13 protein-coding genes and 2 pseudogenes are annotated in these 17,301 nt (G+C 64.0%); 6 read left to right on the top strand and 9 right to left on the bottom strand.

What is annotated here, in order from left to right; genetic code table 11:
- Positions 1–90 precede the first annotated feature (90 nt).
- Both GWE18_RS20595 and ilvD read left to right on the top strand, forming a co-directional pair.
- Complete coding sequence (locus GWE18_RS20595; RefSeq protein ID WP_275187535.1) at positions 91–1,284, top strand: CoA transferase; 1,194 nt, start codon at positions 91–93, stop codon at positions 1,282–1,284.
- Positions 1,285–1,420: 136 nt separating this feature from the next.
- Positions 1,421–3,265: a dihydroxy-acid dehydratase gene (gene ilvD, locus GWE18_RS20590; RefSeq protein ID WP_275187534.1), complete on the top strand. Its 1,845-nt coding sequence runs from the start codon at positions 1,421–1,423 to the stop codon at positions 3,263–3,265.
- A gap of 113 nt (positions 3,266–3,378) precedes the next feature.
- Here the strand turns inward: ilvD and modC are convergent, their stop codons facing one another.
- From modC to mepA, 5 genes are all read right to left on the bottom strand, one after another.
- Positions 3,379–4,038: a molybdenum ABC transporter ATP-binding protein gene (gene modC / locus GWE18_RS20585; RefSeq protein WP_275187533.1), complete on the bottom strand. Its 660-nt coding sequence runs from the start codon at positions 4,036–4,038 to the stop codon at positions 3,379–3,381.
- Positions 4,039–4,040: 2 nt separating this feature from the next.
- Entirely contained in the window at positions 4,041–4,736 is a 696-nt protein-coding gene (modB, locus tag GWE18_RS20580) for a molybdate ABC transporter permease subunit (protein ID WP_275187532.1), read from the bottom strand.
- Positions 4,736–5,521: a molybdate ABC transporter substrate-binding protein gene (gene modA, locus GWE18_RS20575; protein WP_275187531.1), complete on the bottom strand. Its 786-nt coding sequence runs from the start codon at positions 5,519–5,521 to the stop codon at positions 4,736–4,738. The genes modB and modA overlap by 1 nt, the downstream gene beginning before the upstream one ends.
- A 214-nt stretch (positions 5,522–5,735) precedes the next feature.
- Positions 5,736–6,257 carry a Spy/CpxP family protein refolding chaperone gene (locus GWE18_RS20570; protein ID WP_275187530.1) on the bottom strand — a complete coding sequence of 174 codons (522 nt, stop codon included), beginning with the start codon at positions 6,255–6,257 and terminating at the stop codon, positions 5,736–5,738.
- Between the two features lie 32 nt (positions 6,258–6,289).
- Positions 6,290–7,237: a penicillin-insensitive murein endopeptidase gene (mepA, locus tag GWE18_RS20565; RefSeq protein WP_275187529.1), complete on the bottom strand. Its 948-nt coding sequence runs from the start codon at positions 7,235–7,237 to the stop codon at positions 6,290–6,292.
- A gap of 802 nt (positions 7,238–8,039) precedes the next feature.
- Here mepA and GWE18_RS20560 point away from each other — a divergent pair.
- Positions 8,040–9,797: an EAL domain-containing protein gene (locus GWE18_RS20560; protein ID WP_275187528.1), complete on the top strand. Its 1,758-nt coding sequence runs from the start codon at positions 8,040–8,042 to the stop codon at positions 9,795–9,797.
- Positions 9,798–9,992: 195 nt separating this feature from the next.
- On the opposite strand, the gene GWE18_RS20555 is transcribed toward GWE18_RS20560, so the two are convergent.
- Together GWE18_RS20555 and GWE18_RS20550 are read right to left on the bottom strand one after the other, a co-directional pair.
- Complete coding sequence (locus GWE18_RS20555) at positions 9,993–11,165, bottom strand: acyl-CoA dehydrogenase family protein (RefSeq protein WP_275187527.1); 1,173 nt, start codon at positions 11,163–11,165, stop codon at positions 9,993–9,995.
- An 86-nt stretch (positions 11,166–11,251) separates the two neighbouring features.
- The gene (locus GWE18_RS20550) at positions 11,252–12,487 is read right to left on the bottom strand and encodes an MFS transporter (protein WP_275187526.1); all 1,236 of its coding nucleotides are present in this window, start codon (positions 12,485–12,487) and stop codon (positions 11,252–11,254) included.
- Between the two features lie 125 nt (positions 12,488–12,612).
- Here GWE18_RS20550 and GWE18_RS20545 point away from each other — a divergent pair.
- Positions 12,613–12,768, top strand: a pseudogene (locus GWE18_RS20545) (GNAT family N-acetyltransferase); the annotation flags it as partial.
- Between the two features lie 30 nt (positions 12,769–12,798).
- Here GWE18_RS20545 and lepA read toward each other — a convergent pair.
- Positions 12,799–14,610, bottom strand: coding sequence for a translation elongation factor 4 (gene lepA, locus GWE18_RS20540; protein WP_275187525.1), 1,812 nt, complete (start codon positions 14,608–14,610; stop codon positions 12,799–12,801).
- 115 nt (positions 14,611–14,725) lie between these two features.
- Between lepA and GWE18_RS20535 the strand changes: the two genes are divergently transcribed.
- Together GWE18_RS20535 and GWE18_RS20530 are read left to right on the top strand one after the other, a co-directional pair.
- On the top strand, positions 14,726–16,324 hold the full coding sequence (locus tag GWE18_RS20535) for a glycosyltransferase family 39 protein (protein WP_275187524.1): 1,599 nt from the start codon (positions 14,726–14,728) through the stop codon (positions 16,322–16,324).
- A gap of 32 nt (positions 16,325–16,356) precedes the next feature.
- On the top strand, positions 16,357–17,154 hold the full coding sequence (locus GWE18_RS20530; RefSeq protein WP_275187523.1) for an SDR family oxidoreductase: 798 nt from the start codon (positions 16,357–16,359) through the stop codon (positions 17,152–17,154).
- Positions 17,155–17,205: 51 nt separating this feature from the next.
- Here GWE18_RS20530 and GWE18_RS20525 read toward each other — a convergent pair.
- Positions 17,206–17,301 (bottom strand): annotated as a pseudogene (locus GWE18_RS20525) (IS5/IS1182 family transposase); the annotation flags it as partial.

Genomic DNA, 17,301 nt, shown 5'->3' with positions numbered 1-17,301 from the left:
AAAGAACCCCTCACCCGTCCGCGATGCTTCGCATCGCGTCCACCCTCTCCCACAAGGGGAGAGGGAAGAAAGAAGCAGGAGGACGTTCCATTGACCCGACCGTTCGAAGGCGTGAAGATTCTCGACTTCACGCAGGTGCTGGCTGGCCCCTATGCGAGCTACCAGCTCGCGCTGCTCGGGGCCGACGTCATCAAGGTGGAGCGGCGCGAGGGCGAGGACATGCGCCGCACGCCGCTGAGCCGCGAATGGGCCGAGCGCGGCCTCGCGCCGGGCTGGCAGGCGATCAACGGCAACAAGCGAAGCCTGACGCTCGATCTGCAAAAACCGGAAGCGATCGCCATCGTCAAGCAGCTCGCCGCGCAGGCTGACGTGGTGATGGAGAATTTCCGCCCCGGCGTGATGGACAAGCTCGGCATCGGCTACGCCGCGCTCTCCGCGATCAATCCGCGGCTGATCTATTGCGCCATTTCAGGCTTCGGCCAGACCGGGCCGGAACGGCTGGGCGCCGGCTATGACGGCAAGATCCAGGCGCTCTCGGGCATCATGTCGATCACCGGCCATGCCGAGACCGGGCCGACGCGGGCAGGCTTCGCGGTCTGCGATGTCCTGTCCGGCGCCACGGCCGCGTTCGGCGTATCCAGCGCGCTGTTCCAGCGCACGCACACCGGCAAGGGGCAACTGGTCGACGTCTCCATGCTGGAGGCGACGCTGGCGTTCCTGTCCGGGCAGGTTGCGGACTATTCGGTCGCCGGGCACCGCCAGCAGCTCTCCGGCAATCAGGCGGTGAGCCGCCGGCCGACCGCCAATCTGTTTAGGGCGGGCGAGGGCTATCTGCTGCTGGCCGTCAACAGCGAGAAGCAATACCGCGCGTTGATGACCGCGCTTGATCGAGCCGATGCGCTGGACGATCCCCGCTTCGCCGACTGGTTCGCCCGGCAGGAAAACGAGGTGGCGCTACGGGCGATCATCGAGGAGGCGCTGTCGAAGAAGGACCCGCGCGAGTGGGAGAAGATTCTGGAGGCCGCGGGCGCGCCCTGCGCCAGCATCTGGAAGGTCGAGGAAGTGATCGACCATCCGCAGATCGCGGCGCGCGGCGCCATTCAGGAAATCGATACGCCCTATGGGCGCCTGCGCTTTGCCGGCAGCGGCTTTCAGCTCGCTCATGGCGGCGGCCGGCTCGACCGTATGGCCCCCGCGCTCAGCGCCCATACCGACGAGGTGCTGGCCTCGCTCGGCTATGACGGAGGCGCGATCGCGGAACTGCGGGCGCGCGAGGTCATCTAGCGGTAGCCGGGGCAGTGGTGCCCCTAGCACTGTCCCGTTTTGGGTGGCCCGCGCATGGCGACCCCGCGCCAAGGCGCTTTAATCGACAGAGCTCACCGTCTAAAAGACGCCTTTCCCGATCCAAGAAGGACAGACCATGCCCGCCTACCGTTCCCGAACCACGACCCACGGCCGCAACATGGCGGGCGCCCGCGGCCTCTGGCGTGCCACCGGCATGAAGAATGAGGACTTCGGCAAGCCGATCATCGCCGTGGTCAATTCGTTCACCCAATTCGTGCCCGGCCACGTGCACCTGAAAGATCTCGGCCAGCTCGTCGCGCGCGAGATCGAGAAGGCGGGCGGCGTCGCGAAAGAGTTCAACACCATCGCGGTCGATGACGGCATCGCGATGGGCCATGACGGCATGCTCTACAGCCTGCCGTCGCGCGAGATCATCGCCGACAGCGTCGAATACATGGTCAACGCGCATTGCGCCGACGCCATGGTGTGCATCTCCAACTGCGACAAGATCACGCCCGGCATGCTGATGGCGGCGCTGCGGATCAACATCCCGACCGTGTTCGTCTCGGGCGGTCCGATGGAATCCGGCAAGGTCAATCTCAAGGGCAAGGTCCGCGCGGTGGACCTGATCGACGCCATGGTCGCAGCCGCCGACAGCAATGTCAGCGACGCCGACGTGGAAGTGATCGAGCGCTCGGCCTGTCCGACCTGCGGCTCGTGTTCGGGCATGTTCACCGCCAATTCCATGAACTGCCTTACTGAGGCGCTGGGGCTGGCGCTGCCGGGCAACGGCTCGGTCTTGGCCACCCATGCCGACCGCAAGGGCCTGTTCGTCGAGGCGGGGCATCTGATCGTCGATCTGGCGCGGCGATACTACGAGCAGGATGATGAAACCGCGCTGCCGCGCACGATCGCGAACTTCAAGGCGTTCGAGAACGCCATGACGCTCGACATCGCCATGGGCGGCTCGACCAACACGGTGCTGCATCTGTTGGCTGCCGCCCATGAAGGACAGGTGCCGTTCACGATGCAGGATATCGACCGCCTGTCGCGGCGGGTGCCTGTTCTCTGCAAGGTAGCGCCGTCGGTGGCCGATGTGCATCTGGAAGATGTCCACCGCGCCGGCGGCGTGATGGCCATTTTGGGCGAGCTCGACCGCGCGGGCCTGCTCAATCGCGGCCTGCCGATGGTTCACTCCAAGACGCTGGAGGACGCGCTCGGCCGCTGGGACATCGTGCGCACCAAGAGCGAAAGCGTCCGCAAGTTCTTCACGGCGGCGCCGGGCAATGTGCCGACGCAAGTCGCGTTCAGCCAGGAGCGCCGGTTCGAGGAGCTCGATACCGACCGTGCGACGGGCTGCATCCGCGACGCCGAGCATGCTTATTCGAAGGATGGCGGCCTTGCCGTGCTGTCAGGCAATCTGGCGCTGGACGGCTGCATCGTGAAGACCGCTGGAGTCGATGAGAGCATCCTTAAGTTCGAGGGGCCGGCGCGGATCTTCGAAAGCCAGGATGCCGCGGTGGAAGGCATTTTGGGCGGCAAGATCAACGCCGGCGACGTCGTCGTGGTCCGTTATGAAGGTCCGCGCGGCGGTCCCGGCATGCAGGAGATGCTGTATCCGACCAGCTATCTGAAATCGAAGGGGCTCGGAAAGGTCTGCGCGCTGATCACCGATGGCCGCTTTTCCGGCGGCTCCTCAGGCCTGTCGATCGGGCACATCTCGCCGGAAGCCGCCGAAGGCGGCCTGATCGGCCTCGTGGAGGATGGCGATCGCATCAAGATCGACATCCCCGCCCGTTCGATCAGCCTGATGGTCGATGACACCACGCTGGCGAAGCGCCGTGAAGCCATGCTGGCCCGCGGGGCGGAGGCGTGGAAGCCCGCCAAGAAGCGCAGCCGCAACGTGACGATGGCACTGAAGGCCTATGCGGCGCTGACGACGAGTGCGGCCCGCGGCGCGGTGCGCGTCGTTCCGGAGTAAAGGGTTTCGTAGGGTGGGCAAAGGCGCCCTCGCGCCGTGCCCACCATCTATCATTAAAACGCCTCTCGATGGTGGGCACGCTGCGCTTTGCCCACCCTACAAACCACCGTCACCTACGTCAGCACCTTGACACCGCCGAGCGCGGTCACGCGGCCGCGCCTCAGCATCACGATCTGCGTCGCGAGCTGACGCAGCTCGGCGGCGTCGTGGCTGACATAGACCATGGGAATGCCTTCGTCGCGCAGCCGCACCAAATAGGGCAGGATTTCCTCCTTGCGGCTCTCGTCGAGCGATCCCAGCGGCTCATCTAGCAGCAGCAGGCGCGGCTTTGACAACAGCGCGCGGCCGAGGGCGACGCGCTGGCGCTCGCCGCCGGAGAGCTGGCCGGGACGGCGGTCGAGCAGATGGCCGATGTCGAGCAAATCGGTGATCCGCGCGTGCTGCGCTTGATCTTCGGCGAGCCGGTTCATGCGCCGGCCGTAATCGAGGTTTTGCCGCACGTTAAGATGCGGAAACAGCCGTGCGTCCTGGAACACGTAACCGATGCGCCGACGATGCGGCGGCACATGGACGCCTGCGGATGTATCGTCGAGCGTCTCATTGTCCAGCGCGATAATACCGCGGTCAGGCCGCAACAGCCCGGCTATGATGTTGATCAGCGAGGTTTTGCCGGCGCCGGACGCGCCGAACAGGCCGGTGACGCGGCCCTGGCTTTCGAACGAGGCTTCGAGCGAGAACTCGCCGAGCTGTTTGGTGACGTCGACGCGCAGCATGGTCAGTTTCCATGCAGGCGTTTGGTGGCGCGCCGCGCGAACCATTCGGAGGCGATCAGCGCGCCCATCGCGATCACGGTGGAAACGACAACCAGCCTCCCGGCCGCGCTGTCGCCATCCGGCGTCTGGATCAGCGAATAGATCGCCGACGAAATGGTCTGGGTCTCGCCGGGGATGTTGGAGACGAAGGTGATGGTGGCGCCGAACTCGCCGATCGCCTTGGCGAAGCCGAGCACCATGCCGGCGAGTACGCCCGGCAGTGCCAGCGGCAAGGTCACGGTGGCGAACACCTGCCATGGTGCGGCGCCGAGCGTGCTCGATGCCTGTTCCAGTCGGCGGTCGATCGCCTCGATCGAGAGCCGGATCGGCCTGACCAACAACGGAAACGACATCACGCCGCAGGCAAGCGCAGCTCCGGTCCAGCGAAATGCGAACACGATGCCGAGGTTGTCGGCGAGCCATGCGCCGACCAGGCCGCGGCGGCCGAGCGTCAGCAGCAGCAAATAACCTGTCACGACGGGTGGCAACACCAGCGGCAGATGAACCAGAGCATCGAGGATGGACTTGCCCCAGAATTCACGCCGCGCCAGTAGCCACGCCAGCGCGATGCCGAACGGCGTCGCCACCAGCGTCGCAACAACGGCCACCCGCAGCGAAAGCAGGATGGCCGTCCATTCGGCGGGCGAAATCTCGAACATCAGGTCGAGGGGCTGACGAGAAACTTGAAGCCGTACTTTTCGAGTATGGTCCTCGCCGCAGTCGAGCGCAGGAAGGCGAGATAATCCGAGGCCTCCGGCTTTGCGGTGGTCGTCGCCGCCACCGGATAGATGATCGCCGGATGGGAATCAGCCGGGAAGGTGCCGACGACCTTGACGCCGGGCTCGACCTTGGCGTCGGTGAAATAGACGATGCCGAGAACAGCCTCGCCGCGCGCTACCAGCGTAAGCGCCGCGCGCACGCTTTCGGCCATCGCGAATTTCGGCTCGGCGGCTTCCCATGCGCCGAGTTTTTCCAGCGCCGCCTTGGCATATTTGCCGACGGGAACGGATTTCACGTCGCCGGTCGCGATCTTGCCGTCGCCCGCGAGCTTCGCAAGGTCGAAGCCTGACGCGATACCGACATTGTCGATCCTGGAATCTTTCGGCGCGATCAGCACGATGCTGTTGCCGAGCAGATTGACCCGGCTCGGCTGACGGATGGCCTTCTTCGACGTCGCGTAGTCCATCCAGTCGGTATCGGCGGAAATGAACACGTCGGCCGGCGCACCCTGTTCGATCTGCCTGGCCAGCCCCGAGCTCGGGCCGTAGCTGACGGTGATCTTGACGCCAGACTTGGCCGTGTAGGCGGTGTTGATGTCGTCGAGCGCGTTCTTCATCGAAGCCGCGGCAAAGACGCTCACGGTCCTTTCCTGCGCGACCGCGGGCGGGCAGAGCGCGCCGATCAGAAGGACAAGGGCAATGAAGATACCGGTACGGCGATACATGAGGCGCTCCATGCATGCTTGCGAGGCGCAGACAGCGCGCACAAGACAGGCGTTGGTCGGGTCGATGAGGCGATGGTCGGAAGCGCCGTTCCGGAATCCCCTGAGGACTTGCGGTCGATAGGGATATCGCCAGCCCCAACATAATCAGGATGGCAGCCGAGGTAAAGGCGGCTCGACCTCACTGAGTTGAGATCGGTCCGGCCTTTCCGAACTGTCAATGGTGATGCTGACGCCTGTGGCCGCTGCCGTAACCTCGCAATTCCGCATACTTCGTCATCTGCGCTGGCGTTAAAATGCTTCCAGTCGACAAATGATATTTCAGATGAGTTTCGCGCAGCATTCCCTGCGTCGTGGCAACGGCCGCGGTGGACGCCTTCAGGCTCTCCGGCGTGACCGTGCGGGTTGCGAACTGCTTGTCCAGCTCGGCTTCCTGCTCGATCAGCTTCACGCCCAGCGGCATCGCTTCGGCCTTCGTCGAATCGAACAGGCGCTGCATGCTCGCGCGCTGATCGGCCGAGAGTTCAAGCTTGTCGGCCAGCTCGAGAACGTGCAACGGGCCCGGATATCCGTTCAATTCGGCGGCAAGCGCCAGACCCATGCCGCGAGCGGCATTGAGGTCGGCGATCTGCTGATCCGAAAGCGCCTTGATCGAACGCGACTGCATTCCGGCATATGGGGTTTGTGCATGCACGCTTGTGACAAAAGCGATGGACGCTATCAGAGGCAAAATCTTCATTGTCATTCTCCTGCGGGTCTGATCTTGCGCGGTCAGGGCTTTGCGTCCGGCGCCTGCAATACGGTTTTGCAGGCGGGCGGCAGCTCAGCCATCGTCATCGGCGGCTTCGGTTTCGGCGGCACTTTCGGCGGCTTGGGATGCAGCACCGCATCGCTGAACCAGTAGGCGAGATCGCCTGCGCTGCAGCCTTCGCCTTCGTTCGGTTCGGGCTGGCTCTCGCATTCGCCGGCGCCGGACGGGCATCTCATGCGGATGTGGAAGTGATAGTCGTGGCCGTACATTGGCCGCACCTTGTGGAGCCAGCCGCGATCGCCTCTGGCTTCGCGGCACAGCGCCTTCTTGATGGCGGCATTGACGAAGATGCGCTGCACGCTGGGCTCCAGCGCGGCGGCGCGGATCACCGCGAGATGGGTCGGCGTCCAGGCCTGCGGGTCGATGTCGAGCCGATCGGTCCGCACCATCATCACGGCGGACATATCTTCGCGCTCGTTGCGCGATAATTGCCGGTTCGGCATCGGGGTCAGCCAGATGTCGGCGTCGAGCCCCACCTGGTGGCTGGCATGTCCGGTGAACATCGGCCCGCCGCGCGGCTGCGACATGTCGCCGACCAATATGCCCGGCCAGCCGGCATCCCGGCGCGCTTTGGCCGCGAGCCGCTTAATCAACGCGACCAGGTTGGGATGCCCCCAGTAACGATTGCGCGACAGCCGCATCACCTGCCAATTGTCGCCGTTGATCGGCAGCCCTTCCGCGCCCGCGATGCAGCCGTGGGCATAGAACCCGTGCACGCGCGTCGGCATCGCCGCCGGCAATAACTTGCGGCCGAACAGCTCCTTGGCGGCGATCTTGGGATCGTTGGGGTTGGCGAGCGGCGGCAGCGGCTTCGGGTTGACCGTGCCCTTGTCCTGCGCCCATGCGCTCGCGGCATTGGCGACAGTCATCAAGGTCAGGAGCGGAATCAGAATCAGGCGGGGGCTCATCAGATCACTCTATTCGCGCAACAGTAGCACGAATGGGCAACAGGGGAAAAGCGCGGCAAACGCCATTGCCTGGTCCCTGCAATCGCGACGCGCCCGCCGGGTTAAGATTAACCCGGATTCGCTGCGTCCTGCGCAACGGTCCACGCGATACCCGCATCGAGATCAACTGGAGCAGGGATTTCCACCATCGTTGGTGAATTCCGCTCCAGCTTTCATTCTCTCGCTTTTTGCTATTATTCGCGCGCCAGCAAGCCCTGCCGGACGGTTCGAGGAGGCGTGCGTGTGAGCGGCTGCGGCGTAAGCGGGTGGCGGCGGTTCAGCGCGGTGCGCGGGAGAACGGCATGCGCTGCGACTCTTCCTGCGCCGATCTTGGCGTTCGCGATGCCGAGATCTCAGCGCATGCAGCATTCCGAAAACGGCTTTACGATCACGACGTCGTGCCGGAAGCGCAAGCCGCGCCGCTGCGTTCAGCTGAACGGGCGTTATGTCGCCACCATCGTTAACCGTCCGATAACCCTGTCGATCATTTGACCTATATTTATATGCACGCACGGCGTTTCGCGCATTCCTTGTGCATCCAGGACGCAGGTCGTGCGCCCGTTACCGGTGTTGCGGTTTCTGCCACGTGAATTTGCGACTCCCGCCGACCGCTTCGACTGACGATACACGCAAAGCGTGCGGTCGCCGCTTCTCTCAGGCTGCGCATGACCACGCACGGGGCCAGTTTCATCGACAAGAGATACTATTTTTTCAGACAACTTATCCGAAAACTTTGCGCGTAGAGTGCGAGTAGAGCGTAGCAATGCCGAAGAAGCCAAGAAAGACCAGAAAGCCAAAGCAGACGGCGATTGTTCGCTTTCTAGGCCGGCCGGCAAAGCCCGCTGCAAAGTTGAAGCAGCGCGAGGCGTCGTTCCGGCTGTTGTTCGACAGCAATCCGATTCCGATGATTGTCTGCGCACTGCGTGACGAACGCATTCTCGCCGTCAACGACGCCGCGATCCAGCATTACGGTTACAGCCGCAGCGAATTCGAGAAGCTGACGATCCGCAGCCTGCAGGCCTTCGACCCCGAGTTGCCGTGGGCCGACAGCCATTCTGGCGATGAGCGCGCAGCGCGCACCTGGAAGCATGTCAGGGCCGACGGTGCGCTGATCGATCTGGCGATCTATTCGCGCCAGCTCGTTTATGGCGATCAGCCGGCGGTCCTGCTCGCGCTGATGGATATCACCGAACGCAAGCGCGCCGAAGCGCAAATGACTTTCATGGCCCAGCATGACGGCCTGACCGGGCTGCCGAACCGCAATTTGCTGCGTCAGAAGATGGACGACATCCTGCTGCGCACGCGCCGCAGCGCCGAGCAGGTGGCGGTGCTCGTGCTCGGTCTCGACCATTTCAAGGCGGTCAACGACACGCTCGGCCATGGTATCGGCGACGCGCTCCTGCGCGGCGTCGCCAAGCGATTGCGATCGATATTGCGCGAGGGCGATGCACTGGCCCGGCTCAACTCAGACGAATTCGTGATCGTCCAGAGCAGGGTGACGCGGCCTGAGGATGCGGCGTTTCTGGCGAGACGCCTGCTGGACGTGATCGCTGATCCCTATCTGCTGGACGGGCATTCCGTCGTGATCGGCGCCAGCATCGGCATTGCGATGTCGCCCGGCGACGGCGATGAATCCGAGAAGCTCTTGAAGAACGCCGATCTCGCATTGTCGCGCGCCAAGAACGATTCTCGGGGTACGTTTTCGTTCTTCGAGGCCGGGATGGACGCGCGAGCTCAGGCCCGCCGCAAGATCGAAACCGAGCTGCGCGAGGCCGTCCAGAGCGATGTGCTGCGACCCTATTACCAGCCGCTGGTCGATCTTTCGAGCGGGCGCATCACCGGCTTCGAGGCGCTGGTGCGTTGGCCGCATCCCGAGCGCGGCATGATTTCGCCGGCCGAATTCATCCCCGTTGCGGAGGAAACCGGACTGATCAACGCCGTTGGCGGGTTGATGCTGCGCCGCGCCTGCATGGATGCGGTGCAATGGCCCGATGACATCCGCGTCGCGGTCAATCTGTCCCCGCTGCAGTTCCGTGTCGGCAATCTGCTGTCGCTGGTAATGGATGCGCTGAACCAGTCCGGCCTGTCGGCGAAGCGCCTGGAACTCGAGATCACCGAGACGCTGCTTCTGGAAAAGAGCAGCGAGGTGCTGGCGACGCTGCATGCGCTGCGCGCGCTCGGTGTTCGCATCTCGATGGACGATTTCGGCACCGGCTATTCCAGCCTCAGCTATCTGCGCAGCTTTCCGTTCGACAAAATCAAGATCGACCAGTCCTTTGTGCGCGATCTCGCCGCCAACCCCGATGCGCAGGCGATCGTGCGTTCGATCATCAGTCTCGGCAAGGGCCTGGGCGTCACGATCACGGCGGAAGGCGTCGAGACCGAGGCCGAAGTCAACTGCCTGCGCGACGAGGGGTGCCAGGAGGGGCAGGGCTTCCTGTTCAGCCGCGCGCGGCCCAATGCGGAAATCGTGAGCCTGTTGAAGGCGCAGCGCGGCTATGGCGCGGCACTGGTGGCGTAGCCCGGATGGAGCGAAGCGAAATCCGGGGCCATCGCGCAGCGGACCAGTCTGTCCCGGATTGCGCTTCGCTCCATCCGGGCTACGCGCGTCTATTGGCCGTCTTCCGCTTCCGCGCATGATAGGTCAGCGCCAGCGCGATGCAGTGACGCAACGCTTTCTCGGGCACCTTCTCGCCGCGCGAGCCGGACGGCTACCTCAGCGCGCCGTCGGCGGCTTATCGAGGTTACCGGAAAGGATCGCCTTGCCGGCATCTTCATAATGGGCGTCGCGGCCCTGGATCTGCTGGGCGATGGCGTGCATGTCGCGAAAGCGCCGCTCGAACTTGTTGGCGTTGAACACGGCCGTGGCGCCGGCCATGTGATAGGCGGTGTCGACCACGGCGGTGGATTGATGGATGGTCCAGGTGGTGGCGATGCGAAGCGCGACGCGGTGCGCTTCGGTGGTGGCCTCGCCGTGCGCCAGATCGCGCCAGACCTCGGCAGCGGTCGCGTAGAGATAGGCCCGCGCCGCGCGCAATGTCGCCTCGGTGCGGCCGATCACCCCCTGTACGGCGTTGTTGTCGCGCATCGCCTTCAGCGCCTGCGGCGTCTTGGCGCGGGCAAGGTCGATCGCCGCATCGAGCGTGGCGCGCGCGACGCCGAGCGAGGTTGCCGCAAAGCCCATGCCGAACACCATGTTGGTGGAGAGCTTGTACAGCGGGCCGCTCTCGCGTAGCGCCGCCGGCTCGTCGCGAAGCGCTGCAAATTTTTCGGGGATGAAAAGGTTGTCGACCGAGTAGGAATCGGTGCCGGTGCCGCGCAGGCCGATCACGTCCCAGACGTCATACATCGTGGCGCTGGTCACCGGAAACAGGATGGTGCGGATCTCCGGCGACCCATCGGGCTTGCGTCGCGGGCTGCCGTCGGCCTCGACGACGCGGACATGCGCGCCCAACCAGCTCGCCTGCCGCGAACCGGAGGCAAAATCCCAGCGCGCGCTGGCTTTGTAACCGCCCGCAACCGCCTGCACTTCATGGTTGATCGCGCCCCAGGCCAGAATGCCGGGCGCGACGTTGAAAATCTCATTGGCGGCATCGGGATCGAGATAGGCCGCGGTCATGGCGCAGACGCTGCACTGGCCGACGCACCACGCGGTCGAGGCATCGGCCTTGGCGATTTCCTCCTGCATCTGCATGAAGGTCTCGAGCGGTACCTCGGCGCCGCCAAAGCTTTGCGGCAGCAGCGCGCGATACAGCCCGTTCTCGATCAGCGCCTGTGTTACCGCTGATGTCAGCCGCCGCGTCCGCTCGATCTCGTCGGCCTCGCGCATGATCAAGGGAGCAAGCGCTCGGGCGCGCTCGACGAGGTCGAGGCCGGGATGCTTGTTCATGCGCTTCCTCTCGTTCTCTTCTTGACGTAACCGCGATGGTGACCCATCCGTCATTGGTGATCAAGGCGGCGGCGATTGCCAGCCTCTCACGCCGTTGCCCGCCCCAGATCGAGGGAGGGCTGCGACGGCCGCCTGGCCGACGGGAAGCTGAATGCCACGGCGACGGCGGCCATGCCGATGGCAAACGAGCCGACGTACAGCCAGTTATAGGCGTGGAAGGTGTCGAACACCCATCCGCCGGCCAATGGCCCCAGCGCCATGCCGAGGCTGGCGAAGGCGGAGACCGCGCCGAACATGCTGCCCATGATGCGCACGCCGAAATATTCGCGCACCAGCACCGCGTAGAGCGGCATCACGCCGCCATAGGCGAGGCCGAAGATCACCGACAGCGCATAGAATTCGCCAAGTTGGCCGACGGCGAGAAAGGTGGCGATCGACAGGGCCTGCACGAACAGGCCGCCGACCAGAACGTGCTTGGCGCCGAGGCGATCGGCCAATACGCCGAGTAGGAGCCGGCCGCCGAGTCCGGAGAATCCGGCAAGGCTGTAGACGGTAACCGCAGTCAAAGGCGCGATGCCGCAGACCATGGCGTAGCTCACCAGGTGGAAGATCGGCCCGGAATGCGCCGCGCAGCAGGCGAAATGCGCACCTGCCAGGATGACGAATTGCGGCGTTTGCAGCGCCTGCGCGACGGTCCACTGCCCGTCAGGAGCGCCGGTTCCGTTTGCGGCCATAAGTGTTGAGGGCGCCGGCGGCCGTCGCACCAGCAGAGAGGCCGGAATCAACAACGCCAACGCGGCGATGCCGATCACCAGCATCGCGGTGCGCCAGTCATAGCTCGTGATCAGCCAGCTTGCGAACGGGGCAACCGTCAGCGGCGATACGCCCATGCCGGCCGACACCAGCGCAACCGCGAGGCTGCGGTGGTGTTCGATCCAGGCGCTCGCCGCGGCCACCATCGGCGCATAGAAGCTGCCGGCCGCGATCCCGATCAATACCCCGAACGCCAACTGGAATTGCCACAGGCTGGTGGCCTGGCTCGCCCCGATCAGCCCGGCGCCGAGCAGCAGCGTGCCTGAAAATACGACGATGCGGGTGCCGAACCGGTCGGACAGCGCGCCCCAGAAGAACGCCGCCAGCCCCATTGCGAGAAAGTCGATCGTCGCCGCCGCCGAGACGCCGCTGCGCGACCAGCCCATCGCCTCCGAAATCGGCTGCAGGAATACCGCCAGCGACAACATCGCGCCGAACGCCACGCAGGTCATCAGCGCGCCCGCGGCGACCACGACCCAGCCGTAGGAAAATCCGGAGGACTTGTTCATGCGTTTCCCCGCGCTTGTATTGTTGCTTATGTGCACGGCAAGATGGTGGCCTATTCGCCGCGCTCGCGCAATGCGGTGGAAAGCAACCCTATCATTCGGAGAGCTGCGATTGTGAGTTGCGTTAGGCGCATACCCGCGCGCCGGGCGTCGCGGAGATTTTTCTCGGCACCACGGACAAATTCCGGGCGGCGCATCGCTTCTATGAAAAGAGAGATTTCAAGGAATTGCCAAAAGCCGGTTTGCCCAAGGCCTTTCCGGTCATAGCCGTCGATTCGAAATTCTGTATGCTGAGGGCGTCGTGCGGCACGCGCTCAGCTATCCACCTTCAGCGCGGCGATGAACGCTTCCTGCGGGATATCGACCTTGCCGAACTGCCGCATCTTCTTCTTGCCTTCCTTCTGCTTCTCCAGAAGCTTGCGTTTGCGCGTGATGTCGCCGCCGTAGCATTTGGCGGTGACGTCCTTGCGCAGCGCACGGACGGTTTCGCGGGCGATCACCTTGCCGCCGATCGCGGCCTGGATCGGGATCTGGAACATGTGCGGCGGGATCAATTCCTTCATCTTCTCGACCATGGCGCGGCCGCGCCCCTCCGCGCGGGTGCGGTGCACCAGCATCGACAGCGCGTCGACCGGCTCGGCGTTGACCAGGATCTGCATCTTGACGAGGTCGGCCGGCTTGTAGTCGGTCAAATGATAATCGAATGAGGCGTAGCCCTTGGAGACCGATTTCAGGCGGTCGTAGAAATCGAACACGACTTCGTTGAGCGGCAAATCGTATTTCACCATGGCGCGGGAGCCGACATAGGTCAGCTCCTTCTGCGCGCCCCGGCGGTCCTGACAGAGTTTCAAGACGCTGCCGAGATATTCGTCAGGGGTGAGGATCGTGGCCTCGATCCATGGCTCCTCGATCTCGGCGATCTTGACCACGTCGGGCATATCGATGGGATTGTGGATCTCGATTTCCTGGCCGTCCGTCAGGTGCATCTTGTAGATCACGCTCGGCGCGGTCGCGATCAGGTTGAGGTCGAACTCGCGCGACAGTCGTTCCTGAATGATTTCGAGGTGCAGGAGCCCAAGGAAGCCGCAGCGGAAGCCGAAGCCCAGCGCGGCGGAGGTTTCCATCTCGTAGGAGAAGCTGGCGTCGTTGAGCCGTAGCTTGCCCATCGCCGCGCGCAGCGTCTCGAAATCGTTAGCATCGACCGGGAACAGGCCGCAGAACACCACGGGGATCGCCGGCTTGAAGCCCGGCAGCATTTCGGTGACCGGCTTCTTGTCGTCGGTGATGGTGTCGCCGACGCGCGTATCGGCGACCTCCTTGATCGCCGCGGTGATGAAGCCGATCTCGCCGGGACCGAGCTCGTCGACCTGCTCCATCTTCGGCGTGAAGAACCCGACGCGCTCGACATCATAGGCCGCGTTGGTGCCCATCATGCGGATACGGCCACCCTTCTTCATCGTGCCGTCGACGACGCGAATGAGCACGACGACGCCGAGGTAGACGTCGTACCAGCTATCGACCAACAGCGCCTTCAGCGTCGCATCCCGGTCGCCCTTCGGCGGCGGCAGGCGGGTGACGATGGCTTCCAGCACGTCGGGAACGCCTAGGCCCGTCTTGGCCGAGATCATCACGGCGTTCGAGGCGTCGATGCCGATCACGTCCTCGATCTGTTGCTTGACCTTGTCCGGCTCGGCTGCCGGCAGGTCGACCTTGTTGAGGACCGGCACGATCTCGTGATTGTTGTCGAGCGCCTGATAGACGTTGGCGAGCGTCTGCGCCTCGACGCCCTGGCTGGCGTCGACCACGAGCAGCGATCCCTCGCAGGCCGCCAGCGACCGCGAGACTTCGTAGGCGAAGTCGACATGGCCGGGCGTGTCCATCAGGTTGAAGATGTAATTCTTGCCGTCCTTGGCGCGGTAGTTCAGCCGCACCGTCTGCGCCTTGATGGTGATACCGCGCTCGCGCTCGATATCCATGGAATCGAGCACCTGCTCCTTGCCCGCCATTTCGCGATCCGTCAGCCCGCCTGTTATCTGGATCAGGCGATCGGCCAGCGTCGATTTGCCATGGTCGATATGGGCGACGATGGAGAAGTTGCGAATGTTGGAAATCGGCGTCGTTGTCATGGGGCGCGGGATAGCATTCACATCACCGTGCGGCAACCATCTTGCTGTATTTTAAGGGAGTTTCTTCACGCCAAGCTGATTCCACTCAAGGCAAAAACACGCTACGGAATGGGTCATGTCGACTGCATCCATTTTGCCTACGGCCGCGCGCGGCAAGCGTTTTCCCTCCATTCGGCGGCTGGCGGCGTGGCTGGCCTCCCGCGCCCGTGATCCGAAGGCCGCCCTGTGGCTGGTGACCGGCCTTGCCGTGGCTCACGCCGTGCTGTGGACGCTGATCCTGGTCAATCTGAAGACCGGGCAGGACATCCACATGGACGTCGCCGAAGCCTTCGCCTGGGGGCAGAAGTTCCTGCTCGGCTATGGCAAGCACCCGCCGCTGTCGGGCTGGGTCGCCGGCGTCTGGTTCATGATCTTTCCGGTCACCGACTGGGCGACCTACGCACTGGCGATGGCGACGCTGGGCGCGGGGCTCGTGATCTGCTGGCTGCTGGCGTTACGCGTCGTCGATCACCGCCGCGCGTTCTTCGTCGTGCTGATGCTGGCGCTCTATCCGATCTTCAACTTCAAGGGCTTCAAATACAATCCAGACCTGTTGCAGCTCGTCACGCTGCCGCTCGTCGTGCTGGCCTATCTCGATGCGTTCGAGAAGCGCAGCATCAAATCCGGCGTGTGGCTCGGGCTCGCCGGTGCGCTGGCGCTGATGACCAAATACTGGGTGCTGACCATGATCGGCGCCATCGGCCTTGCCGCGTTGATCCATCCCGCGCGCCTGCAGTTCCTGCGCTCGCCGGCGCCGTGGGTCGCGATAGCCACGCTCGCGGTTGCGATGCTCCCGCATTTGATGTGGTTGAAGCAGGTCGACTTCGTCCCGCTCACCTATGCCGGCGATACCTACTCCCTCACCGACCGCGCGATGATCAACGATCTCGCACTTGGCTATGTCGGGCATAATCTCGCGCTGCTGACTTTGCCGGTGGCGCTCGGCGCGATCGCGCTTGTCTGGCGGCCGTGGCGCCTGGCGCCGTTTCCGGCCTTTGCGCGCGGCGCCAATTCCGGCGTGAATACCTCCCGGGCGCTCAATGTCTGGATCATCCAGGCGGTGGTGGCGATCGGGCCGCCGCTCGGCGCCTTGATATTCCACGTCTACATCAAGACCGATTGGGGCATCCCGCTGTTCTTCCTGACGCCGCTCGCGCTGATCGCCATTCCCGCGGTGCGGGTGCGCTCAGTCTCGCTGTTGAACCTGACGGCGACGTGGCTGGTGATTTCGCTCGTCGTGCTCGCGGTATCACCAAGTATCGTGGCCTATGAGCTGGGTGAAAAACGCACGGCGGGTGCGACCTACCGGGCGCGTTCCGAACTCGCCCGCGAACTGACGGAAGCCTGGCACACGCGCTTTCATTCGCGCTGGCCGGTGGTCGCGGCCTATACCGATACCGGCCAGCCCGTCACCTTCTACAGCCCCGATCATCCGGCGCCGCTGACCCCGGACGAACCGTGGTCGTCGGGCCTGACCTCGCTCGACGACGCCGAGCGATCGGGCTTCATCGGCATCTGTGAGGCCGGCGACTGGAAGCTGGAAAAATGCGAGGCGTGGATGAAGGCCCATGCTGCTAATGCCGAGCGCATGGTGATGACCACGCGGCGATTCTTCTTAGGGATGCCCGGCCCCGCGACGGCCTGGAACATCTTCATCGTGCCGCCGGCCAGATAGAAGCGGCTACAAGAAAAGCGAAGGGGTAACGCATGGATCTCGACCTGACGGACAAGACGGCGCTCGTCACCGGTTCGACGCGCGGCATCGGGCTCGCCACGGCCGTTGGCCTTGCGCAAATGGGCGCGGAGGTGATCGTCAACGGGCGCGATAAGGCGGCGGTCGGTGAGGCCGTGGCGAAAGTTCAAGAGGCTACGCCGTCGGCTAAGGTGCATGCCGCAGCCTTCGACCTCGGCAATGCGGCGGGCTGTGCCGCGCTGGTGGCGCAATTTCCCGACGTCGACATCCTCGTCAACAATCTCGGCATCTACGAGCCAAAGGGATTCTTCGAGATCGAGGATTCGGACTGGTCAAAGATGTTCGAAGTCAACGTCATGAGCGGGGTCCGACTGACGCGGCATTATTTGAAGCGGATGCTTGATGACAAGGACTGGGGCCGTGTCGTGTTCGTCTCCAGCGAATCCGGCGTCTACATTCCGAAGGAGATGGTGCATTACGGTTTCTCCAAATCGGCGCAGCTCGTGATCGCGCGCGGCGCGGCGGAGACGACCAAAGGCACCAACGTAACCGTCAATTCGGTGATGCCCGGCCCGACCTGGGTAGAGCTGGCGCCGGTCCGCCTCGCCGCGCGCGCAAAAACGATGGGAACGACGGTCGAGGATCTCGTCGCGCGCACCTTCAGCGAACGGCGCCCGGCGTCGCTGCTGCAGCGCTACGCCAAGCCGGAAGAGGTCGCCAATCTGATCTGCTATGTCTGCTCAAAGGCCTCCAGCGCCACCAACGGCGCCGCGCTCCGCGTCGACGGCGGGATTGTCACCAACCCGTTTTGATGGTGTCAGACCTCATCCTGAGAGTCTGACTCAAAATAAGTCATTGGCATCTCAGGTTCTAGCCAGGCGGCGGGAGAGCAGGCGGATGCTTGCGATCAGGATCCAGGCTTCCGCGCTGGCGATGGTTGCCTCGAAGTCTTTGGCCAG

The sequence above is a fragment of the Bradyrhizobium sp. CSA112 genome, from assembly GCF_029051645.1.
GTDB lineage: Bacteria > Pseudomonadota > Alphaproteobacteria > Rhizobiales > Xanthobacteraceae > Bradyrhizobium.
Note: the sequence above shows the minus strand (reverse complement) of the source record. Positions and strands in the feature narration are given on the sequence as shown.